General features: G+C 39.4%; 16 protein-coding genes and 1 pseudogene. 10 read left to right on the top strand and 7 right to left on the bottom strand.

All coding sequences use genetic code 11. The features are described 5' to 3' along the window. Positions 1 to 134: 134 nt before the first annotated feature. The 4 genes from KTH84_RS02840 to KTH84_RS02855 all read left to right on the top strand — a co-directional run bounded on the left by KTH84_RS02840 (position 135) and on the right by KTH84_RS02855 (position 3,061). Positions 135 to 491: a winged helix-turn-helix domain-containing protein gene (locus tag KTH84_RS02840; protein ID WP_262471887.1), complete on the top strand. Its 357-nt coding sequence runs from the start codon at positions 135 to 137 to the stop codon at positions 489 to 491. A 470-nt stretch (positions 492 to 961) separates the two neighbouring features. Beyond that, the gene (modA, locus tag KTH84_RS02845) at positions 962 to 1,747 is read left to right on the top strand and encodes a molybdate ABC transporter substrate-binding protein (RefSeq protein ID WP_262471888.1); all 786 of its coding nucleotides are present in this window, start codon (positions 962 to 964) and stop codon (positions 1,745 to 1,747) included. Then, entirely contained in the window at positions 1,744 to 2,436 is a 693-nt protein-coding gene (modB, locus tag KTH84_RS02850) for a molybdate ABC transporter permease subunit (protein WP_262471889.1), read from the top strand. Before modA ends, modB begins: the two co-directional genes overlap by 4 nt. A 4-nt stretch (positions 2,437 to 2,440) precedes the next feature. Beyond that, positions 2,441 to 3,061 (top strand): ATP-binding cassette domain-containing protein, encoded by a 621-nt coding sequence (locus tag KTH84_RS02855; RefSeq protein ID WP_262471890.1) that lies wholly within the window; start codon positions 2,441 to 2,443, stop codon positions 3,059 to 3,061. A gap of 46 nt (positions 3,062 to 3,107) precedes the next feature. Here KTH84_RS02855 and KTH84_RS02860 read toward each other — a convergent pair whose 3' ends face one another. Together KTH84_RS02860 and KTH84_RS02865 are read right to left on the bottom strand one after the other, a co-directional pair. Further along, positions 3,108 to 4,712 carry a PepSY-associated TM helix domain-containing protein gene (locus KTH84_RS02860; protein WP_262471891.1) on the bottom strand — a complete coding sequence of 535 codons (1,605 nt, stop codon included), beginning with the start codon at positions 4,710 to 4,712 and terminating at the stop codon, positions 3,108 to 3,110. A gap of 3 nt (positions 4,713 to 4,715) precedes the next feature. Beyond that, positions 4,716 to 5,006 carry a hypothetical protein gene (locus tag KTH84_RS02865; RefSeq protein WP_262471892.1) on the bottom strand — a complete coding sequence of 97 codons (291 nt, stop codon included), beginning with the start codon at positions 5,004 to 5,006 and terminating at the stop codon, positions 4,716 to 4,718. A 400-nt stretch (positions 5,007 to 5,406) separates the two neighbouring features. Between KTH84_RS02865 and KTH84_RS02870 the strand changes: the two genes are divergently transcribed. Beyond that, entirely contained in the window at positions 5,407 to 6,150 is a 744-nt protein-coding gene (locus KTH84_RS02870) for a 4'-phosphopantetheinyl transferase (RefSeq protein WP_262472479.1), read from the top strand. Positions 6,151 to 6,192: 42 nt separating this feature from the next. On the opposite strand, the gene entS is transcribed toward KTH84_RS02870, so the two are convergent. Genes entS through fes form a run of 4 tightly spaced genes read right to left on the bottom strand, consistent with a single transcriptional unit; the run spans position 6,193 to position 16,054 of the window. Continuing rightward, a complete protein-coding gene (entS, locus tag KTH84_RS02875) occupies positions 6,193 to 7,443 on the bottom strand; it encodes an enterobactin transporter EntS (protein ID WP_202742081.1) in 1,251 nt (416 codons plus the stop codon). Further along, positions 7,440 to 14,594 (bottom strand): non-ribosomal peptide synthetase, encoded by a 7,155-nt coding sequence (locus tag KTH84_RS02880; RefSeq protein ID WP_262471893.1) that lies wholly within the window; start codon positions 14,592 to 14,594, stop codon positions 7,440 to 7,442. Before KTH84_RS02880 ends, entS begins: the two co-directional genes overlap by 4 nt. A 12-nt stretch (positions 14,595 to 14,606) precedes the next feature. Continuing rightward, positions 14,607 to 14,822, bottom strand: coding sequence for an MbtH family protein (locus tag KTH84_RS02885; protein WP_003651732.1), 216 nt, complete (start codon positions 14,820 to 14,822; stop codon positions 14,607 to 14,609). A gap of 29 nt (positions 14,823 to 14,851) precedes the next feature. Further along, a complete protein-coding gene (gene fes / locus KTH84_RS02890) occupies positions 14,852 to 16,054 on the bottom strand; it encodes an enterochelin esterase (protein ID WP_262471894.1) in 1,203 nt (400 codons plus the stop codon). Between the two features lie 267 nt (positions 16,055 to 16,321). Between fes and KTH84_RS02895 the strand changes: the two genes are divergently transcribed. From KTH84_RS02895 to KTH84_RS02915, 5 genes and pseudogenes are all read left to right on the top strand, one after another. Next, positions 16,322 to 17,092: an SDR family oxidoreductase gene (locus tag KTH84_RS02895; protein ID WP_133973627.1), complete on the top strand. Its 771-nt coding sequence runs from the start codon at positions 16,322 to 16,324 to the stop codon at positions 17,090 to 17,092. A gap of 44 nt (positions 17,093 to 17,136) precedes the next feature. Further along, on the top strand, positions 17,137 to 18,375 hold the full coding sequence (locus KTH84_RS02900; RefSeq protein ID WP_262471895.1) for an isochorismate synthase MenF: 1,239 nt from the start codon (positions 17,137 to 17,139) through the stop codon (positions 18,373 to 18,375). Then, positions 18,372 to 20,036: a (2,3-dihydroxybenzoyl)adenylate synthase gene (locus KTH84_RS02905; RefSeq protein ID WP_262471896.1), complete on the top strand. Its 1,665-nt coding sequence runs from the start codon at positions 18,372 to 18,374 to the stop codon at positions 20,034 to 20,036. Before KTH84_RS02900 ends, KTH84_RS02905 begins: the two co-directional genes overlap by 4 nt. A 21-nt stretch (positions 20,037 to 20,057) precedes the next feature. Then, positions 20,058 to 20,708 (top strand): annotated as a pseudogene (locus KTH84_RS02910) (isochorismatase family protein); the annotation flags it as partial. A gap of 30 nt (positions 20,709 to 20,738) precedes the next feature. Continuing rightward, positions 20,739 to 20,927, top strand: coding sequence for a phosphopantetheine-binding protein (locus KTH84_RS02915; RefSeq protein WP_235823111.1), 189 nt, complete (start codon positions 20,739 to 20,741; stop codon positions 20,925 to 20,927). A gap of 55 nt (positions 20,928 to 20,982) precedes the next feature. Here the strand turns inward: KTH84_RS02915 and KTH84_RS02920 are convergent, their stop codons facing one another. Beyond that, complete coding sequence (locus KTH84_RS02920; protein ID WP_262471897.1) at positions 20,983 to 24,144, bottom strand: multidrug efflux RND transporter permease subunit; 3,162 nt, start codon at positions 24,142 to 24,144, stop codon at positions 20,983 to 20,985. Positions 24,145 to 24,204: the final 60 nt, after the last annotated feature.

Below are 24,204 nucleotides of genomic sequence, written 5' to 3' on the forward strand. Positions count from 1 at the left end.
ACTTTGTGCAGTTTTGATTTTTTAATCACACTATTTTTAAGATGAAATCGCATTTTAAAAATGTATATGTCCTATCTTTTTAAATTTCCCTATAATCCTAAAGAGCATAAAGTAAAACCTTGTGAGTTAAGTCTATGAAAGAACATAAATTAAAATTACAAATCAGAATTCTTTCAGAGCGAAATATTGCATTTGGTCCTGGAAAGGCAGACTTACTTGAAGCAATTGAGAGAACTGGTTCGATCTCACAAGCGGCAAAATCTATGAATATGAGCTACCGCCGTGCATGGCAGTTGGTCGATACCATGAATCAGTGCTTTGAAACAGCTTTAGTTGAAACTCAAACGGGCGGAACACATGGCGGTGGGGCAGCAGTCACAGCTTTGGGCCAGAAAGTTTTAGAGCAATACCGACAAATGGAAATAAACGCTAGGCAAGCTTTGGAACATGATTATCAAATCATGAGTAGTTATTTAAAGAAAATAGATTAAAAACTTATATAGATTGAATAGATTGGTATGGCTTTTGCTTAGTTTAAAAATGCTCGCTGAAAAAGCACTGCTGCAATTTCAGTTACACAGACAAAGACGTCTATTCTGCACTATCTTAAATGATGGTCTGGGATAGACGTTTTTATTGCGTATCTAAAAAAGTGGCTGGCATAAACGACTGATCTGTTTACAGATATTTATGGTCATCGCTATTATCTTTTTGATGTAGTGATGACCATAAAACCTATCTAAATCATGCTAAAAAAGAAACATAGATGGATATTAGATAGAATCTAAACATAAAATCGTTCTTTTATATTTTGCTCCAATATAGCTCAAAAATATAAGATGCACTTTCTATGAGCATTTTAGTCATCTATCTTTAAATAATTCTACTTTTCATAAGCTATGCTTATCGCTATATTCTTGGATATATATCGCTGCATAAATCAATAAGAAGGTGAAAAATAATGTTAAGCGCTCCCCAGATTGAGAAAATGACGCTTTTAAGTACTATGCTGAGTTTAGGATTATTATTTAATAACTCAGCACATGCAGAATCAGTTACGATTTATGCAGCAGCAAGCTTGACCAATGCCATGGGTGATTTAGAAAAAATTTACGAAAAAAAGAATAAAGTAGAGGTTAAAACCTCTTATGCAGGTTCATCGACATTAGCTAAACAAATTGAAGCTGGCGCACCAGCCGATATTTTTATTTCAGCAGATACGCAATGGATGGATTATCTACAAAATAAAAAATTAGTCACAGCAAATGACCGTTTAAACTTACTAGGTAATCGATTGGTACTGATTACACCTAAAGGACAATCATTAAAGGTTAAATTAGATAAAACTACTGATCCGAATAAAGCGTTTACAGGGAAGATTTGTACTGGAGATACTAAAAGTGTGCCTGTAGGCAAATATGCCAAACAAGCATTTACAAATTTAGGGTGGTGGAGCCGTGTTGAGCCAAAATTAGTCGAAACAGAAGATGTTCGAGCGGCGTTAAATTTCGTTGCACGTGGTGAATGTCAGGTGGGCATTGTTTATGCAACCGATGCAGCGATTAGTAAAGATGTAACTGTGGTGGGTGTATTTCCAGAAAATACGCACTTACCAATTATTTATCCTGTCGGGATGATTAAAAAGAATCCGAACTCAACAAAGTTCTATCAATTTTTACAAAGTAACCAAGCCAAAGTCGTTTTTAAAAAATATGGCTTTAGTGTATTGACTCCAGCAAAACCATGATGTTTTCTTTAACCCCAGAAGAGCTCAGCGTTCTTCAACTCTCTTGTAAGGTTGCAGCAAGTTGCCTGATTGTCAGCCTTGTGCCTGCAATTTTTGTAGGGTGGATATTGGCACGTAAAGAGTTTTGGGGAAAGTCATTCATTGAAACATTGGTCTTTTTACCATTGGTACTACCTCCAGTTGTGCCGGGTTATTTGCTATTACAAGTCTTTGGAAACCGCGGCATTATTGGGCAATACTTAGCACCTTTAGGATTGGAGTTCGCCTTTAACTGGAAAGGGGCAGTTCTTGCTTCGGCAGTAATGGGTTTTCCACTTTTAGTGCAATCCATTCGACTCGCAATTGAGCTGGTCGATCAACGTTTAGAAATGGCAGCAAAGACATTAGGTGCTTCATCTTTTGGGGCATTTTTTCATGTCACGTTACCACTTGCCAGTAGCGGCATTTTAATTGGTGCCATTTTATGTTTTTGTCGTAGTTTAGGTGAGTTTGGGGCCACCATTACTTTTGTTGGCAATATCTCTGATGAAACAAGAACCTTACCTCTAGCCATGTATAGCCTGATGCAACAACCCGATACAGAAGCAGCTATTCAAAGGTTGATTGTCTTATCTTTAAGTGTGGCTTTTTTAGCATTATGGTTTGCACAGTGGTTTCATCGTTATCAAAAAAAGCGCTTAGGGCGGTAATATTATGTTAATTGATTGCCACTTTCAGCTACACATGGGCCAATTTCTTATTGAACCCAATTTTCAGTCGGATGCTTTAGTTATTGGTTTATTCGGTGCATCGGGCTCAGGTAAAACTTCAATATTGCATGCCATTGCTGGCCTGAACACTCCGCGCAGTGGACTCATTAAAATACAGGGCCAAACATGGTTTGATTCCGATCAAAAAATTAATTTGAGCACGCAAAAGCGGCATGTTGGATTGGTTTTTCAAGATGCTCAGCTTTTTCCGCATAAAACGGTAAAGCAAAACTTATTATTTGGCCTTAAACATCTTGCACAACAAGAACGTCACTTTGAAGCAGATTACATTATTGAATTATTAAAGTTAGAGCACTTGCTAGAACGTATGCCTATCAAACTTTCAGGTGGGGAAAAGCAGCGCGTGGCACTAGGTCGAGCATTGTTATATTCACCAAAGCTGTTATTACTTGATGAACCTTTATCAGCATTAGATGCGAATCATAAAGCTGAAATTATTCCTTTTTTTCAGAAAGTAAAAGAGGAAATAAAAATTCCGATGATTTATGTGAGTCATGATATTCAAGAAATTAAACAACTGACCGAAACAATGTGGATTTTATAAATTTTCATATTTCACACATTATTTCAGTCTTGTCGATTTATGGTTATTAACCAGCCCATAAACTGCCCAGTGGAGCAGCTTTCAAGCGATCTTGAGCTTGTTGATAAAAACGCCAGAAAGCGAAAGCAAAAATGACAGCCAAGAAATCAACCATCAAAATTTCTCCACCATGAACCCATAAACCACTTTGTGGAATTAAGTAGGCTGTAAGAGAGGTTAGAGGAATCGCAAATAACGCCAAAACTAAGGTTAATAGCAGTTGAGGTAAAGCTTTTGCATAGCCAATGACAAAGGTGTAAATCAAAGTCAGTAAGAAAATTGCATAATAACCATACATAAATAAGTGATTCATGCTTTCAATATTGAGTGCTGCGAAAAGCCAACGACTGGCTAACATTGTGCCCACTACAGCTAAAACACATCCTAAACATGCACCAATAGTTAAATTCGCAAGGAACACCACATCTTTACGTTGAACAGGAACAGGGTCTTCAGCACGCTTTTGCTTACGTGCACGAGTTTCAACCCAAAGAATATTACCCGTATAAAATAAGAAAGCTCCGCCAACACCTAAAACAAAATAGATCCAGCGTACACCCGTACCACCAAAACTTCCAAAATGTAGGCTAAACATGGCGTTGATTAACTTATTACCTGCATCCGTCTGCGTGTTAATGCCTTTATGATTAAAGTGCTCAACTGCATATGGATTCATCCGCATAAAGTCATGATTCGCACCGCGCAACATCTGATCTGAACTATAAAGGGCAATTCGTGCATTGGCTTTTTCAGGTTTATCGAGACCACTGAACTGGATATAGTCAACTGAATATTCAGGCGCAACTTTTTTGGCTTGAGCTAATATTTGCTGCACATCAATTTGTGTTTGTTTTGGTTGAATAAGCGCAGGAGGCGAACGTTGAAAAACAGGCTGTCCTTTTAGAGCAAGTTGTCCAATCGCATCATAAAAAAAGTCATGAAAAGCAAAGACAATAACGCTAATACTAATAATGATGTGGAAAGGTAAGCTGGTAATTCCAATCACATTATGCGCATCTAGCCAAAATCGCTTTTTATTCTTACCAGGACGAATGACAAAATAGTCCTTTACCAAGGTTGGTAAAAGAATAATGACTCCTGAAAGCAATGCAAGAAAATATAAAATCGAAACTACACCCATCACATAGAGACCCAATCCGTGATGGCCTGCCATGCCCGGTATACCTGCTGTTTCATGTAACTGTTCGATCAGCCAGCCCGCTTTAGATAAGTTTTCTTGAGCAACAATTAACTGACCTTTTTCATCTAAGCTGGCCATCCACGTGGACTGAGCAGCATTAAAGCTATCTCCACGTCCATGTTCACTCCACGTAATGGGCGCATAGTGAAATTCATTCGACGATAAATTGAGAGTAAAGCCTTGTTGGGTTGCAGGGTAGGCAGTCTGTACTTTCTGAATCAGCTCATTATATTGGTCGGGTGAGACTTTAGGTAAAACTTGCTGCGTTGGTGTGGCCCACTTACTAATATGGTGCTGAAACATGCTGAGGCCGCCAGCAAAAAAGCAGATAAAAAGTAAAATCCCTGCACATACACCCACCCAAGTATGCATGCTTTTTGCAAGTTTCATGATATCCGAACGTACTTTCATTATTTAACCCCGAATTAGAAACACACAGCTATAAGCCAGTACGTTGGCAACAAATAAATAAACCATTGCTTGTCTTCCTGTCACAAAGAAATAGGTGCCAAACATAATTGGCATCCAAACCCAAGGAATACTCCACATGCCTAATTGGGCCAAAAGGTCCATTGAAATATAAGGCTGACCCAATAAAACAATCAGGTTGCCAAAAGCAATAGCAAGGCTTAGCCCTAGAAAACCACCAGCAAAAGTTTTACTCCACCAATCTGGCTGAATAGGAGACTGAATTTTAGCTTTCATGAAATCAGTTTCCGTTTAAAAAGCGCCATAAAAGGAAGGAATGACCATGCAAAAATGATAAGCATGAACCAACAAAAAGCGGCAACAACTTTGGGTAAGCTGGCAAAGAGTGCAATTAATCCAATGACTAAAAACAATAGGCCTAAATACTTAAATAGAGTGGGAAGATGCTGAGATAACAGGTTTTGGTTGCTATGACTACAATAGATACTGACTGCTCCCAACAGGGTCAAAAAAAGTCCTATAAGTTTCATGATCAATATTTTTAAATAAATTAAGGGGAAAATTTATCCAATAGTATAAGTAAATAATAATTATTATCAAATGATAAATATAATTATTTATCACTTTATTGCCATGCGATAAGATAGGAGATAACTTGTTAAAAATTCTTTACTTGATGTCAAATGTTGTGTGTGATTATTTATATATTCCTGAGTCTCTTTGTAAGTTAATTTTTGAAATCTCTAAACCAACTTTATTTAAAATGCCATTCTATTGTTATGGTTTAGACTTATCAAAAACATTGCATTTACATATAGATCAGCAGCTAAAACCCCCAAAACTGATTGCTCAAGCGCGTGTCGAACGTAAAAACGAGTACTTATGTGGAAGAATATTGGCTCAAGCTGTTTTAAGTCATCATTTTGGTTTAGATCAGCCAATAACTTCTATGCATGAACATTTGCCCGTCTGGCCAACTCATGTTTTGGGTAGTATTAGTCATTCACAAAATAAGTTGATCGTTATGCTATCCGACAAAGCCAGTTATTTAGGAATTGATATCGAGCATTGGGTGACCTCAAAATTTGCTCAAGAGAGTGCGCATCTTATTTTAACGCCTTCTGAGCTTGAACTTTGGAAGATTAAAGCCTCTGAGTTTTTTGATTTTTCTCAATTTGTGAGCTTAATTTTTTCTGTTAAAGAAAGCTTATATAAAGCTGTATATCGTATTGCTAAACAATACATCGACTTTTTAGAAGCTTCTGTAGTCGATATTGATTTTGAAAACCAAGCATTAACTTTGGCTTTTACATCAGAAATACGAAATCGATATCAACTTTTAGAACACTATCAAGGCGGCTGGAAAGTGGAACAAGACTACATTATGACTTGGGTTTTTAAAGCGAATATATCTGCTTAAAACAAAAGAAGGCAACGAATTGCCTTCTTTTTTATTTGGTGATTAATTTTCTTGTAATTTAGGATCTTGAAAGCCCGTTTCACGCATATCTTGAGAATTGAATAAGAACATAAATCCTACCGCAAAACTTAATATGCCGAAGAAGAGAATGCTTCCTGATATTGGTAAAAACCGCGTTAAAAGTCCTAAAGTTGTTGTGGCAATCGAATCACCTAACGCATCTTGCGCGAGCCAGATTGCATTAATACGGCCTAAATATTCATCAGGTGTATGTCCTTGTACAATGCTGTATTGAAGCAAGTTGGCAATCGACATCAAATATCCAAACACACATAAAATGGGCAAAGTCATGATTAACCATGGTGAAAGCCCAATCATAATCATGCAGCTAAAGACGCCTAAACAGGTGTAGAGCATGACTAAGCCTGGTCGCAGTAATCGTGTTGTCCATCCACTGAGTAAGGCACCTAGGGTTGAACCTAAAGGTACGGCCGAATACATAAGACCGAGTTCAAACGCGCCGCCGTGAAAGATTTCATCTGCCATTTGTGGAAAAATAATGCGAATAGCACTGCTAAAGCTAAGCAATGTTCCAATTAAAATCGTGCTGCCAACCACTTTGTTTTTAAAAACGAATTTAAACCCTTGAGCTAATTGACGAAGAGGACTTTCACCATTTGATGTGTGTTGCGGTTTAAGTGCAGGTAGCCCCATCAATAAAAACACGGTGAGTAAGGTGCCCACCGTTGAAACCCAATACACCGTTGCAACACCGCTGACTGCAATTAAAATACCGCCGATTGCTGGTGAAATAACGGTAGCAAGTCGTACAGATACCATACTGATCGCACGGGCTTGTATGATATTTTCACGTCCTACAATCACAGGCATAATCGCCATCATTGCGGTTACACCCAAAGCACCAAAGAAACCATCCCATGCTGAAAGAAAATAAATGGCATAGAGCGAAGGATGCTCAAACATAGCATTAATCGCAAGCCCTGCAAAACCTAAACCGCAAACACTGCGCGCCAATAAAATCAGCCATTTTCGGTCTTTGCGATCTGACAACAAACCACCGAGTAACAACCCAATAAACATCGCAACGCCTTCAAAGGCCATTGCAACAGCAACATTTAACGAACTACCAGTTAAGTCATAGACTTGTTTGGGAATGGCAACGACCAACATGCCAATGGTTAGTAATGATAGCGTGCGGGCAATAAATACATGTCGAAAATGAGCATTACGTTTTAAAAGACTGAAATCGGTCAATATTGATTTAAAACTCATGACATTTGCTCCTCTAAATCGCGTGCCTGACAAATCATGCGATTTAAAATTGGGCCAAGTGTTTCAAGCTGCTGCGGAGACAATATATCGGTATGGTCTGCATCATTTAGACGAACAATATTGAGCTTTTTAACTAAAGGCGACCATTGTTGTTCTGGTTGGATATATGGAAGTAAATCTTTTTCAGCAACAACTAAATGTAGTTCACCTTCAAAGTGCGGCATTTTATAAGGTTTTAATAAACGGACTGCATCACGATAGTTTGCAAAAATATCCTCTTGTAAACGGCGAGTTTCTTCGTTTAGCGCCGTATCTGCATCGACCAGAATATCATTGAAGAATTGAAGCTGTTCCTGTTCGGCTTCAGCATTCATTTCTTCTACAGATAAATCTAACCACTGATGAATTTCGGCAGGGTAAGTGTCTAACAAGCCTAGAAAATCAACCTGTTCACCTTGTTCAGTTAACTTTGCTGCAACCGCATAAGCGACTGTGCCGCCTAGTGAATAACCTAATAAGGTATAAGGTCCTGTTGGTTGTTGTTTGCGAATAATCTCAAGTTGTTTTTCAACCAACTCATCCATATTTGCGCTATTTGCCAATAGGCCATCTGGGCGAGGTGACTGCAAGCCGATAATTGGTAAGTCTGAATGCAGATAACGATTGAGCACTGTGTATTGCCATGCCGAACCAGAACCTGGGAAGAAACAGAACAATGGATGCCCAGAGCCAGAACGGATTGGTAAAATAGGTTGCATACCAGTTTGCTCAACTTCTTCTAAACGTTCTTGTGTAAGAAGCAAAGCCGCTAAACGCTGAATAGTCACATGACTCATTAACTGACCAATTGGAATGGTCCGCTTAAATACTTTTCGGATTTCAATTGCAAGCTTCATGACCAAAATGGAATGTCCACCAATGGCAAAGAAATCTTCGTTTATGCCAATATTTTGTTCTGTATTTAAAACTTGCTGGAAAATACGTGTCAGTTCATGTTCAAAAGCAGTTGTGGCGTACTGTTTTTCTGTATTTGAAGTATCAAGTTGTGGTCGCGGTAGTGCTTTACGATCTAGTTTACCATTATGACTTAATGGGAATTGCTCAACTAACATATAGTGTGTTGGCAACATATAAGCAGGAAGCTGTTTCGCAATACGTTTCTTCAACTGATCAATGTCAACAGATGTTGGTGTTTGCAAATAAGCAACTAGTTGAACGTCTACTTTATTTTGCTCAGAAACAATAGGGTGGACAATCACATCATCTAACCCACTGGCTAAACGTAGCTGTTGCTCAATTTCACCCAGTTCAATCCGTTGCCCTCGTATTTTTAGCTGATCATCTGCACGGCCTATATATTGAATACTGCCGTCTGCATGCCAACGGGCAATATCTCCGGTGCGATACATTCTTTGACCTGCGACAAACGGGTTTGCCACAAAGCGTGTTGCTGTTAAGTCTGCTCGATGTAAATAACCCATGGCGAGTTGATGACCTGCTAAATAAAGCTCACCGTCCACTCCAACAGGAACAGGGCGTAAATATTGATCTAAAATATAAAGCTGCGTATTCCAGACCGGATAACCAATTGCAACGCTACTTTCTTCAGGATGTAATCCCAACGTTGCATCCATATAACTCACATCTACCGCAGCTTCGGTTGGGCCATATAAGTTATGTAGCTCACAGCTAAAGTGCTCAGTAAATGATTTTGCTAAAGCCGTTGGTAATGCCTCACCACTACAGAACACTCGGCGAATTGACAAACTTTGTCTTTGAGTAAGTGACAAAATTTCTGTTGCTGCATTTTCAAAGACAGCCAGCATTGATGGTACAAAATGTAATGTGGTTACCTGATATTTTTGAATGAGATTTAATAATGCCAACGGGTCACGGTGTGCATCTACAGGTGCCATAACCAATCGAGCACCGACCAGATACGACCAGAAAAATTCCCATACAGAAACATCAAAAGTACATGGTGTTTTTTGCAAAATCGTATCGGCTGCTGAGATTGGATACTCTGATTGCATCCACAAAATACGGTTCACAATGGCTTGGTGAGAAACCATGACGCCTTTTGGCTGACCTGTTGTACCTGAGGTATAGATTAAATATGCCGGATGTTGTGGGGTAATGACTGTAGTTTTATAGCTGCTTAAATCAACTTTTGTTTCATCAAACAATTGATCGAAAGCAAAGGTGGCTATTGATGGATGGGCAATAGCAGCTAGATCTTTTTGTTCACCAATCAAAAGTTTAGATTTGGCATCTTGCAACATAAATTTGCTGCGTTCAGTTGGGTGTTGCAAATCGAGTGGCAAATAAGCTGCGCCTGCTTCAATTACCGCTAAAATAGCAATACTCAGTTTGACTGATCTTGGCAGGGCAACGGCAACAATATCTCCAGCCTGCACACCCGCACTTTGCAATTGCTGTGCTAAGGCACAAACTTGAAAACGTACTTCACTGAAACTGAGCTGGTGAGTTTCATCACATAACGCCGTTTGTTCAGGAGTAATTCGAGCTTGCTCTCTGAGTAATTGCTGTAATGTTGTTGGACGAACATAATATTGAGTTTGATTCGTTTTTTGGATTAAATCGCGCTCTTCGGCCAGTTGTAGACAGTAATGGCCTAAAGCAGTTTCTGGTTCATTTAGTGCAATTTCAATAAATTGAACCATTCGCTGTAGGAAATGTTCTGGCTGATCGATTACACCACGTTGCTCGAGTAGTAATTCAATTTGATGATCAGGGATGACTAACAACGCAAGCGGATAATGGCTATAACCGCGATTTGTGAGCTTAGAAATAGCCGCATCGCCAAGTTTTTGCTGTAAATATTGGTTATCTGGGTAATTTTCTACGACTAACAAACTATCGAAAAGATTACCTTGCTCCATTAATTGCTGAATTGCACCCAGTCCTAAACCGTCGTGTTCTAAATGTTCAACATGCAATTGCTGTAACTGAGCTAATTGTTCCCAAAGTGTTTGCTGCATGTTCAACTGTACACGTACCGGAATAGTATTTAAAAACAATCCGATTTGTTGCTCTAAACCATTGATAGGTGCTGAACGCCCAGAAACAGGAGTTCCAAATACAATGTCTTCACGATGAGCATAAATATTTAAAGTCATTGCCCAGATCATTTGCATGAAGACATTGAGTGTGATGCCTTGTTGGCGTAATTTATGTTGAAGTTTAGCACCCAACTCAGCACTTAAACGATATGAAGTTTCCTGTACAGCTTGCTGTGGTTGATTAAATAAAATAAGTGGCTGCAAATCAGCTAAATCACGTTGCCATATTACTTTTGACGTTTCATGATCACGCCCAGATAAGGCTTTAATTACCATTTCATAGCTATGTTTAAGCACAGGCAGTTGTTGGTTAGTTTGCTGATAGGCTTTAATAAAGTCTTGTAAAAACAGTGGAGTTGACCAGCCATCAGTTAGCAAGTGATGCACCATAATCAATAGTTCTGATTGTTCAGGAGCATGTTGAATTAAAGTTGCCCGAATCAGACCATAGGGTTGGTCGAGGTGAGTCGGTTGTTGTAATACCTTTTGAATGGTTTGCTCAAGCAAATCGGGAGTGACCGAACAAAACTGAACTGGCCAAGCTTGAGTAGGGTGTAAAGAATAGATAAAAACAGGTTCTTCAGCCAACTCGCTATCAAAATGTCCACCTAATTGAGGGTGACGTTTTAGTACGGCAATCAGCGCTTGCTGTAAACGTACCGGATCAATATCTCCATTTAAACTAAGACGAGTAAAGGCATTATAGTTCGATTGATTTGCTACTTGAGATAAAAACAGCATGCCTTTTTGCAAAGGAAGTAAAGGTAGAATTATGCTGTTTTTGCCATATTTTTCTTGAACCTTTTGTTCTAGGTCTGCTGAAAATAACGGTTTTGAAATGGCCGTTTGTTGCTCATCTAAACGTGTCAGAAGGGGTACCAGAGCAGCAACTGTTTTGAATTGGAATACATCACTTGGTCTTAAGCTGTAACCATGCTGCCGTAGTTGAGTACACACCATGATGGCAGAAATGCTATCACCACCTGTCATAAAGAAGTCGTCATCAATCCCAATAGAATCTAGTTTCAGCACAGATGCGACAATCTGACATAAAAGCTTCTGTTCAGGTGTTTCTGCCATACGACTATGACTGCGAACCTTCGGACGCGGTAGGGCCTTTTTATCAACCTTACCACTTACATTTCGGGGAAATTCAGCCATGACTGTGAGGGCTGAAGGCACCATATATTCAGGTAGGTTTTGACGTAACTGACTTAAATACTGCTGACTTAACTGCTCACTTATTTTTTCATCGAGTTCGATGTCTTTGACAACACAGTAACCGAGCAAACGGTGGCTGTTATTAATTGGCTCTGCAATGACGACAACACTTTCAATATTAGGTAAAACGGAAAGTGCATTTTCTACTTCACCAATTTCAACCCGATAACCACGAATTTTAATTTGGTCATCGCAGCGCCCCATAAACTCAAGCTTGCCAGCCGTATTCCAACGCACCAAATCACCCGTACGATACATGCGCTGTCCATGTTCAAATGGATTGGCAACAAAACGAGCAGCACTCAAGTCAGCACGACCTAAATAACCATTAGCAATACCAAAGCCAGAAATATAAAGCTCACCAATCACGCCAGTGGCACATCGCTGTAAATGTCGATCAAGTACATATGCTTGAGTATTACCAATTGGGTTACCAATGACTGGACGTGATGTGTGCTTTAATTCTGCACGGAAAGTATCAACCGTATATTCTGTTGGGCCATATAAGTTATGTGCAAAAAGCTCTGGCTGAGCATTAAGCTGTTGCCATAAAGCTAAAGGCGCAGCTTCACCACCAATCAAGATCAGACTTGGATGATGTTGACCATCTGAAAATAAGCCATTGGTAATCATTTGCGCGCAAAAAGACGGCGGTAAATCTAATGTATCGATTTGTCGTTGCTGAATTTCTTGCACCAAACCAAATGCATCACGGCGCATGTTTTCATCAAAAATATGTAGCTCTTGTCCCCATAGCATCCAGAAAACTTGCAACCAAGAAGAGTCAAATGAGAAAGAGTGTGTATGTGCTGCGCGTAATGGACGATCAGGAAAACGCTGCTCTACAGCATTAAGTACAGGCCAATAAATTGTAGGTTTATGCGATAAAATTAGGTTGAGTAGCGAACCATGCGTGTTCATGACACCTTTCGGACGACCGGTACTGCCTGATGTAAAAATCACATAAGCCACATCCTGAAAATCGAAATTACGACTCTGGGTAGGAATATCACTCGTTTCTTGTTTTTGAATCTGCTTTTGAACATCAATATGGTCAAGATGTACTTGCTGAATATTTTGAGGCAATTGGGTTGACAGCGCCTGTGTTGTAAGCACAAACAATGGATTGGCATCTTCACACATCATTTGCATACGATCGATTGGGTAATCTAAATCGAGTGGTAAGAAGCTTGCACCCGAATTTAATACCGATAGCATCACAACAACTGAATCGATAGAACGTGGAATAGCACCCGCAATAACCGTATGTTTTTTTGCGCCATTTTCCTGTAAAAAACGGGTAAGTTGGTTCACCCGAATTGCAAGTTCAGAAAAACTAAGTTGTTGTAGATGCGGACGTTCACCACTAATAATTGCAATACGTTCCGGATACTTTTGAACTTGTTCATAGAAGAGATCTAGAACATTATTATATTGTTCAGGATGGTTAACGCGAGGGCCTATACCGCTTTTTGTGAGCGCACTAAGTTCTTGTGGCGTCGTAATATTAAAATTGCTACATGGATGCTCTGGTTGTAATAAAGTCTGCTCTAATAGCAGCGTTATACGCTGACCATGCATGAGTAACTCATCTTGAGTATAACGCTGCGCATCCGCACGTAATTCGATAATGAGTTCATGATCTTGAACGATAAAAGAAAACTCAAAATCATCAATGGGTCCTGTTGAGATATGATGGGTTTTGACCTTTTCACCATCTAACACCAAGTCTTGATCAAAAGCTTTATAATTTAAAATAGGACCATACATTCGTTCATGGATATTGATACTATTTAAATCTCTTAAAATTTGTTCAGCATCATATTTCTGATGCGGACGAATTTGTCGTAATTGTTTTTGAACATGTTGAGCCAAGCTCACCCAACTGTCTTTTTCAGCCACATTAAACTTCACAGGCAATACATTTACGGTCGGTAATGTTGAGCGAATTGCTTTTGAGCCTAAACGGCGCATAAATGGAATACCGTTAACCAACTCGGCTTTATCTGTCATTTTGTAAATATAATGTAATGACAATGACATCATCATGTCATTCAAAGCTAATTTTAATTGTGCTGCTAAAGCCTGAATTTGCTCTAAAATTCCTGTAGAAAAACGCAGCTGGTGCTTAACAAATTGGGCTGTTGTTTTCGAGGCTAAGTGGTGTGTACTTAAACTAATAGGACTAGGCAAGTCTTCACAGTAAGCCTTCCAAAAAGCTTGGTCTATTTTAAATTGATGGCTATTTTCATAAGCCTGACGCTCTAAGATGACATCATTAATATCAATAAAAGGTGAAGAACTAAGGTCTTTTCCAGCTTGTAATTGTTGATATAACTCAACAATTCGTTTTGTGAGGTTAATCATGCTAAAACCATCAAGCATGATGTGATGATAACGTTGATACCAATACACTTTGTCGTGTGTAGTAAATAACACCTGACGGAACAGTTGAGATTCACCAGCTTTAAGTGATTTAGCGCATTGGCGGTCAGATGGCATCCAATCCCATAACCGTTGCTGAGCTTTTTGAGGGGTTAAATGGCAAAAATCAAATTCTTCGATTCGAATCTGCATTTGCTTATTAAGTTCAATAAAGGGCTGTGCCGGATCCGATGAATATGAAGCAATCACAGTGTCAGCTTCATTTAAACCCATTTGAATTGCTTGCTTAAACACTGAAATATCAATAGATTTTGGTAATTCTAAGCAGTGTGCAATCGTATATAAGTCTTCAATAAAACTTAAATGATCGGCAAGAAAAATACCGAGTTGAGTAGATGCCAATTCAAAACGAGCTGGTTGTGAAATATCGGAAGTAAATTCATTATTTAATGCCTGATTCATGACAATACTCCTTTACGCTTGCTGAAAGGGGTTAATCGCAACCCAATGCTTTTCTACATACGCAATACACGAAGCCCGTGTATCTGGACCATGTTGAACGTCCCAACCTGATGGCACCTGATGTTGGGCTGGCCATAAACTGAATTCACCTTGCTGATTTTTTAAAACCTGAAAAGACAAACTTTCATTATCGAAAGGATTAATATAGTTTTCCTGTAAGTTGCTCATGATATTGTTATCCTTGATGAAACAAATGGTTATAGTGAAAGAATTTTTTGCAATGCCTTAAGCAAGTCTGCACGCCAGTTCACCGCATCGTGGCCGCCTGAAAAAGTTTGAAAACTCACTTGATTGAATGATTGCAATTGTTGATAAAGCTGGTGGGCATCGTCCCGCATATCGGTTTCATACGTGCCTGCACTGATATAAATTTGAGTTGTTTTTGGTAATGGATGAGATAAATTGAGTAGTTCTAAAAGGTTACCTGCATGGTTTCGTCCCAAAGCGCTGTTAGAAAAATCTGACCACCAATAAGAGCCAGACTGCAAAACTAGCGATGTAAAAACTTTTGGGAAAAGTAATGCACTATGCAAAGCACATAAACCACCTAAACTTTGACCGCATAAAGTGATGTTTATTGTTGAAATAAATGAATATTGTTCTAAAAGAATTTCTAATAATTCATTTACAAGCGCCAGACTAAATCCATCATGGCAACCATAATCTTTTATACGTTGTTGGCTGTTTAAACTATGGATAAATACGTATGCAGCTGGACGGAGTTTTTTTAAATTGGTTAAATCTCGAATTTCGGAAAGAATTGAAAGCTCTCGACTCCAGACTTGCCCATCAAGAAAAATAACGAGTGGTAATGGCTTTGGAACTACCTGACCGCTAATAAAAATATCAACTAAATAGTCTTGTTCACATAACACACTTGACCACTGAAAAGTCTTTGTAATAGAGCAAGGAGTGGCGAGTAATTGTTTTGTCTTTTCGAGTTGAACTTGATTAATGTAACGAGCCAAGTGTCCGCTATAAAACTGCTGATGACTTAATGAGTCAATCTGAGCATTTTGTTTAAGCTGGGTTTGCCACCATGATCGTCGCGTTGCCGCACAATTTGTTTGTGGTGCTTCCTCACTAGCTGTAACTACAACATAACTACCGTTCCACGCCACAGGGAGCTCTATTTCAAAAAAGTACACATCTGTCCCAGCTATATGGCTAAAACGATTCCACTTTTGATAGATAGATGGGCTTTGTGAATAGACATCGATATAAACGAAGCAACACTCTTCGTGCTGGGGTTTGCGCCAAACAAAAGTGCAAGAAGTTTTATTTTTTGTTTGCACACTAACAAGGGGATTACCTAATTTTTTAACGGTATTCCACCAAGTTTCACATCCAACATTTGATTGTTGAAACAAGGGGTGTAAGGGCATAGAAAATGGCTTCATGATTGAATCCATATCGACAAGAAAGCGCGGTCAAATTATCAGAATGATTCTCATTAGTAAATGAAAACAATTATCATTATAATCAATAAAAAAAGATGATTTTTATTAATATTAATTAAAAACAATAGCTTACTTTGAAATTATGGTTAATAAATAACTTAATTTAGATTGTAATCTGATGTTTGATATTTATCGCCCTTGATAATAATGATAATTATTTGCAATTATATTGTGCAATTTAGTGAACAAATCAGACGGGAGTTAAACATGAGCTCTACCATCGTAGTCACAGGCGCTGCAAGAGGTATCGGAGCTGCTATTGCAAAGCAATTATTGCAACAAGGGTATCAAGTGATCGGTATTGACCGGCAGGAAAACCCAGAACAATGGGAAATCAGCAAAAATCTGACATCAGATGAATGTTTACGTTGGCAAGGCATTTCACAGGACATTACACAGCAACAAGCTACTCAAAAGCTTATTGCCGATCTTTTAGAAAAGCACAACATTACAGGTTTAGTGAACGCAGCAGGTGTCTTGATTATACGTTCTATGCTTGAAGCAAAAACAGAAGATTGGGAAACACTTTTTGCGGTAAATGTCATGGCACCTATTGCGATTAGTCAGCAACTTGCCAAACATTTTTGTGAAAAAAAACAGGGAAGTATTGTCACGATTAGTTCAAATAGTTCACGTATGCCACGGATACAACTGGGCATGTACGCTACAAGTAAAGCCGCGCTGAGCCATTACTGCCGTAATCTTGCACTTGAAATCGCACCTCATCAGGTACGACTCAACATTGTTTCACCGGGCTCAACTTTAACCCAAATGCAACAGCAGTTGTGGACGGACAATACACCGCCACCAGCGGTAATTGATGGCGATTTAAGCCAATACCGCACAGGCATTCCTTTAAGAAAATTAGCCCAGCCTGAAGACATTGCAAATACAGTCAGCTTTTTACTTTCCGATCAGGCAGCACAAATTACCATGCAAGAAATTGTGGTTGATGGGGGAGCCACTTTAGGCGTTTAAACACTCATTCATTACAACAAAATAACGGTATAAGGAGTCACGAGATGTCGGCACAACATCCGTATTTTATCCAACGAGAAAATTTTACTGAAAGCCACGTTGCACTTGCTCAAGAGGTTCTAAAGTGCGGACATGATGCGGGTTTTATTTTTACCACACCAGAATACACAATCAATAGTCATCAGAAATTACAAGATATTCAGGTCGCTAAAAATAGCCTTTTAAAAGACTGGCTACAAGAAGCGCGAATTCAATTACAGCAAGCAATTAACGACGGTTATAAAGACGTCAAAATTATGGGCGGACTGCCGTTTTGCTCGGCAGCAGATGTCAATTTAATGCTCATGCAAAATGCAAAAATATGTCAGAAGGTACTCTACGCACAATCTGATATAGATCTTAATTCTTTAAGATTAAATAAGGCTGATTATTTCCCGTTAGGTGAACATTACCAGCAGCAAGTTGAATATCTAGTTCAGCAAATGCAGGCAAAGAAACTGGATAAAGCTGTTCTAGCACGCATTTTACAACTTGAATATGAACAAAATATTCCAGTCTCAGACTTATTTTATAATTTAGCGAAGCATAATCCCGAAGGCTATAACTATGCAGTCGCAAGGCACCCTCAAAGTGAGGGATGGTTTGTTGGTGCAAGTCCAGAACTACTAATTGCAAAGCAAAATACAAAAATTTGGAGTAAACCGGTTGCGGGTACATTGGCTCGTGATGACGATCCAACTCTAGATCAAAATAACGCCAGAGCTTTACTTGCCTCACAAAAAGATCAACATGAGCATGCTCTTGTGATTGAAATGATTGCAGATGAACTCACACCTTTTTGTAAGCAATTACATGTTCCTAAGCAACCTTCTCTTATTCGTACCAAACGTCTTTGGCACTTGGCTTCACATATTACTGGTGAGTTAAAACAAGCCGACACCCATGTATTTGATCTCATTGAACGCTTACATCCAACGCCTGCAATTTGTGGTGAACCGAGCCCAGTAGCCAAAGATTTAATTCAGCAACTTGAACCATTTAATCGTGAACTCTTTGCAGGAACCATGGGCTGGGCAGATGAACAAGGTAATGGTGAATGGTCGGTGACTGTCCGCTGTGCCCGAATTTATCAGAATATTGCGCGTTTATTTGCCGGTGCAGGCATTGTGGAAGCTTCTCGTCCGCAAGCTGAACATGCTGAAACTGCCGCAAAATTCCGTACTGTGCTGGACGGATTCCACATTTCACCCAATCAATTGCCAATCCAAGGATCAAACACATGACAACACAAGTTTATTTGGATGGTGCTGTGCCATATCCAGCAGAGTTCGCTGAGATTTACCGTAAAAAAGGTTATTGGATTGGGCAAAACTTGAGTGACTTCTTGCGAGAAAGTGCTCAAAAGTACCCGAAAAATATTGCAATCTATGATGGTGAAAAAGCCGTTACTTACTCTGAGTTTGATTATTTAGTCGATTGCTGTACAAGCCATTTATATCAACACGGCTTACATGCGGGTGACAAAGCAGTTGTACAAATGCCGAACCACTATCAGTTTTATGTTTTATTTTTTGCACTTATTCGGCTTGGTGCACTACCAGTAATGTCTTTGCCTGCACATCGCTATGCAGAACTCAGTAGTTTTTTCAAACAGACTCAAGCAAAAGCTTATTTCTGTGCTGATTTTGGTGCACAAAAATTTGACTACAGAGAACTTGCCGAAAAGCTTCAGCAAACAGCTTCTTGCTTACAACATGTATTTGTACTTGGAAATGCTGGTAACTTTGCTGCCATTCAAGACCTATTAAAAGAAACAAAAATTTTGGATGAGGCGATCTCGCCGACTACGGCAGATCAAGTTGCTTTTTTACAGCTTTCTGGTGGAAGTACTGGGGTTCCTAAGCTTATTCCACGTACCCATGACGACTACCTCTACAGTGTTCGTGAGAGCGCAAAAATCTGTTGTCTGGACCAGTCATCACGCTTACTCATGGTTTTACCTGCGGCGCATAACTTTTCAATGAGCTCAGCTGGTTCTTTAGGTATTTTTTATGCAGGTGGAGCGGTCGTTTTAGGAACCGATCCAAGTCCTGACACGGCATTTCCATTAATAAAAAAACATGGAATTACCGATGCCTGCCTAGTTCCTGCATTAGTTCGACCTTGGATGGATAAATCTGCAAAAGATCAAGACCCAATATTATCGACATTGCGTTGCTTACAAGTGGGTGGGGCGCGATTACCTGATGCAGTTGCCTCACGTTTAATTGATGAGTTTAAGGTCAATCTGCAACAAGTCTTTGGAATGGCTGAAGGGCTGGTGAACTACACCCATTTTGATATGACCAAAGAGCAGATTATCCATACCCAAGGCTTAAAAATTTCAGAAGATGATGAAATTTTAGTGCTAGATGATAACGATCAACCAGTAGAAGCTGGGCAAGTGGGGCATTTGGTTACACGGGGTCCATATACCATTCGCGGTTATTACCAAGCACCAGAGCACAATGAGCGCTCTTTTACTCCCGATGGTTTTTATCGTACTGGCGATTTAGTCCGTATTCGTGAAGATGGCTGCATTGTTGTCGAAGGCCGTTCTAAAGAACAAATTAATCGTGCTGGGGAAAAGATTGCCACCGAAGAAGTTGAACAAGCGCTACTAACCCATCCTCAAATTCGCCTAGCAGCACTGGTTGCTATGCCTGATGAGGTTATGGGTGAAAAAAGCTGTGCCTTTGTTGCATGGCAATCTCAAAGCGATGATCCAAGTCCAATTCGTCTTGCGATGTCAGTACGCCAACACCTTAAAGACTATGGACTTGCGACCTACAAAATTCCAGATCGCGTGGAATTTATCGAGCAATTCCCATACACAGCCTTTGGAAAAATCGACAAAAAAAGATTGCGTCAACAACTTGAAACTAAAACCAATGTTCTTGCTTAAAGGTAAAAAAGGAAAAATTTGATGAGTATTCCAAAAATTGCTAGTTACAGCATGCCCCAAGCGCATGAATTTACGGCGAATAAAACACATTGGCAGTTGCATACCAATCGCGCCGTTTTATTGGTTCATGATATGCAGCAATATTTTTTAGATTTTTATGATCAGACTCAAGCGCCTATTCCAGAGCTCATTAAAAATACCAAAGAACTGATTGAAACTGCACGCAAGTTTAATATCCCTGTGGTCTATACCGCCCAGCCTGGTAACCAGACGCCAGAACATCGCCAGTTATTAACTGATTTCTGGGGGACAGGTCTAAAAGATGATCCAAATATCACCCAAATTTTGCCGGAAATTACGCCTCAGAAAAATGATACTGTTTTAACAAAATGGCGTTATAGCGCATTTAAGTTTTCTCCACTCGAGCAACTTATGCGTGAGTCAAACCGTGATCAACTCATTATTTGTGGTGTCTATGCACATATTGGTTGTCTCATGAGTGCTGCAGAAGCGTTTATGCTAAACATTCAACCATTTTTATGTGGTGATGCACTCGCTGACTTTAGCCGTGAAGAACACGATATGGCTTTGAAATATGCTAGTACAAGATGCGCACAAGTCATGATGACCCAACAAGTCACACGAGCTTGGGAACTTGAACAAGCCGCATCGCCGTTAACCCAAGAAGGTATTGTCTTGGCAGTGAGTGAACAGCTACAGATTCCTGCATCAGACATTCAGTTAAATGATGACTTACTCATGCTTGGGCTTGATTCGGTACGCCTCATGACACTGGTAGGTAAATGGCAAGCTTACGGTGCACAGGTGAGCTTTGAAGATTTAGCCGAACAACCAACACTAGAAGTTTGGATTGATAAGCTAGTCGCTTAAATTGAAAGAATAAAAAATGGCAGATTTAATATCTGCCATTTTTTTATTTTAACAATTAGAACGAGGTATTATCTTTTTTAATACGGCGGTTAAATTTCAAAGTTCGAGTAAACCTGAGTTTGCTGATTGACCACTGAAAACTTGGCACACTATGAATAATAACAAAGAAAAACACCGTAAATAGCGGTACAAGTAAGGTGCCAAACACAACACTTCCAAATACGCTCATGCCAATTTCATAACGACTAGCAGCGCCTGCACCTGTCGCAAAAATTAAAGGAATAACACCCGCACAAAAAGCAAGGGAAGTCATCAAAATTGGGCGTAACCGCAACTTTAACGCTTCACTTGCTGCGTCGATTTTACTTTTTCCTTGTTTGAGTGCTTGGGTCGCAAACTCCACAATGAGAATAGCATTCTTACAAGACAAGCCAATCCCCGTTAATAGGGCAATTTGAAAATAAACATCATTCGGTAAGTTAAAGATCTTGGCAAAAACAATAGTGCCCGTAATTCCTAAAGGTAGGCCTAATAAAATAATAAATGGGACTTTCCAACTTTCATATAAAGCTGCCAAACATAAGAAAATAAACAAAATAGAAATGACATATAAAAAGATAGCCTGCCGATTAGATTGCTGCTCTTGTAACGAGAGGCCACTCCAAGCAACGTCTACACCAGATTGTTTAGCAACCATATCCGTAAGTTCTTGCATGGCTTGTCCTGAACTAAAGCTTGGACTGATATTCGCTTCAAGTTGTATAGCAGCTAATCCCATAAAGCGAGTTAAAGCTTCCGGTCCACCAGTCCACTGACTTTGAGCAAAATGCGCGAGTGAAAGCATTCCACCTGTATTGTTTCGTACATGCCAGTAAGCTAAGTCTTCGGGTTTAGAGCGAAATTCAGAGTCACCCTGCATAATAATTCTTTTAATTCGACCTCTTTCAACAAAATCACCAACATAGTTTCCACCCCAAGCGGTAGATAAAGTTGAACGTATCGCTTGCTGATCAATTCCCAGCATTTTGGCCTTATTCTGATCGAGTTGAATAAATACTTCGGCTTTATCTTCACTCACAAGGGGACTTAGATTTTCAAAGGCCGAATAGTTCTGCGCCTCTTTTTCTAGGGCTTTATATTGCTTGATTAACTCATCGCGTCCTTGACCATTTACATCTCTAAGCCAAAGTTCCAAAGCATCAGACTGTCCTAAACCAGATACAGTTGGTGGCATTCCTACCATGACTTTAGCTGGCAAGTTTTTTTGCAAATAAGTTTGAGCGCGTTCACGAATAGCACTCGCCGTATTGGCTTCGCCTTTACGCTCATTCCAATGTTTAAGCGAAATAAACGCCATGCCTAGATTTGGCCCACTTCCTGAAAAATTTTGTCCATTCACCACAAGTACGGTATTAATATTTTTGGCTTCATGTTCAAAAAAATAATTATTGACGAGCTTTCCAACTTCTTCGGTCTGACTCATCGAAGCACTATTATGCAAACTGTAGGGAACAGCGAGTAGTCCTTGGTCTTCGTTAGGAATAAAGCTTGTAGGCAAGCTGCGGTAAATCATAAATAAAATAACCGCTATGCCCACAACTAACAGACTGGAAAAGACTTTGAACTGAATTAGGCGAATGGATAAAAAACTAAAAGTTGATCTGACTTTTTGAAGAGCAAGCTCGAGTGCTTGTCCCCATTTTGGCTTTTTATTATGTTTTTTTAATAAAACTGAGCACATTGCTGGCGTAATAGTCATTGCAACAAATAGCGATAACAACATGGCTGCCGCTAAGGTAATAGAAAACTGACGGTAAATCATACCCGTCGAACCACTAAAAAAGGCCATTGGAATAAATACTGCGGTTAATACAAGTGTAATACCGACCAATGCACCGCTAATCTCTTGCATCGACATTAAGCAAGCTTCACGTACACTCAGCTGTTGTTCGTGCATAAGTCGTTCAACATTTTCGACCACTACAATCGTATCATCCACCAACAGCCCAATTGCTAAAACCAGTGCAAATAGGGTAAGGGTGTTTATACTCATTCCAAACAAATACAACACCACAAATGTCCCACTAATTACAATAGGAACCGTAATGGTTGGAATCAGTGTTGCGCGCCAATTTTGTAAAAAGAGGTACATAACGATCACGACCAATACAATCGCTTCAAGCAAAGTGATAATGACTTGCTTAATTGACTCTTCAATAAAGGGGGTATTATCTCTTGGATAGACAATTTTATATCCGACTGGTAAATGCTGGCTAAGCTGAGCCATTTTTTCTTTAATAAGAGCAGAAGTCTCAATTGCATTGGCATCAGGGCTTAAAGAAATACCTAGGCCTGCCGATGGATAACCATTAAGCGTATTAATACTTTCATAATTTTCTGCACCTAATTCGACTCTCGCGACATCTTTTAAATAAACAAGGCTTCCATCAATATTTGCTTTAACCACCACAGACTTAAAGTCATCTATTGTTTTTAAACGTGAACCTGCTTTTACTTTTGCATAAATATTCTGGTCAGAAGCGGAAGGCATTGCACCAATCGAACCCGCAGCAATTTGGGTATTATAATCTTCGAGGGCCTGTTCAATATCACTCGGCACAAGTTGGTAATTTCTAAGCTGATTTGGATTTAACCAAATTCGCATGGCATAACTCGAACCAAAAACATCAACCTCACCAATTCCTTGTAACTGGCTTAAAGGTTGTTCAAAGTGATTCACCATATAATCAGACAACTCAATATTGCTGGCTTTTCCTGTTTCATCATATAGCCCAACAATAAGCAGCATATCACCCGTGGTTTTCCATATGTTTACGCCTTGCCTTTGAACTTCTTCTGGCAAACGGTTTAACGCACCATTAATTCGGTTTTGTACTTGTAACTGTGCTTTATCAATATCTGTTCCAATTTTAAAGTGAATATCAATGCTACTCGTTCCCGATGATTCACTATAGGACGTAAAGTAAAGCAAATTATCCAGACCTTTTATTTGTTGTTCTAAAATTTGGGTCACGCTTTCCTCTACAGTTTCAGCAGCAGCACCACGGTAGTTGGTAACAACAGAAACACTCGGTGGTGCAAGGTTAGGATAGCGTTCGACAGGCATGGCCAAAGTCGCAAAAAAACCAAAAATAAGAATCGTGATTGCAATGACAGAAACAAAGATAGGGTGATAAATAAAAAAACGAGAGAGCATTGTTATGTCTACTTTAAGCTTGTTTTAAATAGGTTTTTAGGCACACGCAAGTATAATATT

This window comes from Acinetobacter sp. WU_MDCI_Abxb74, assembly GCF_025513915.1.
Lineage (GTDB): Bacteria > Pseudomonadota > Gammaproteobacteria > Pseudomonadales > Moraxellaceae > Acinetobacter > Acinetobacter calcoaceticus_C.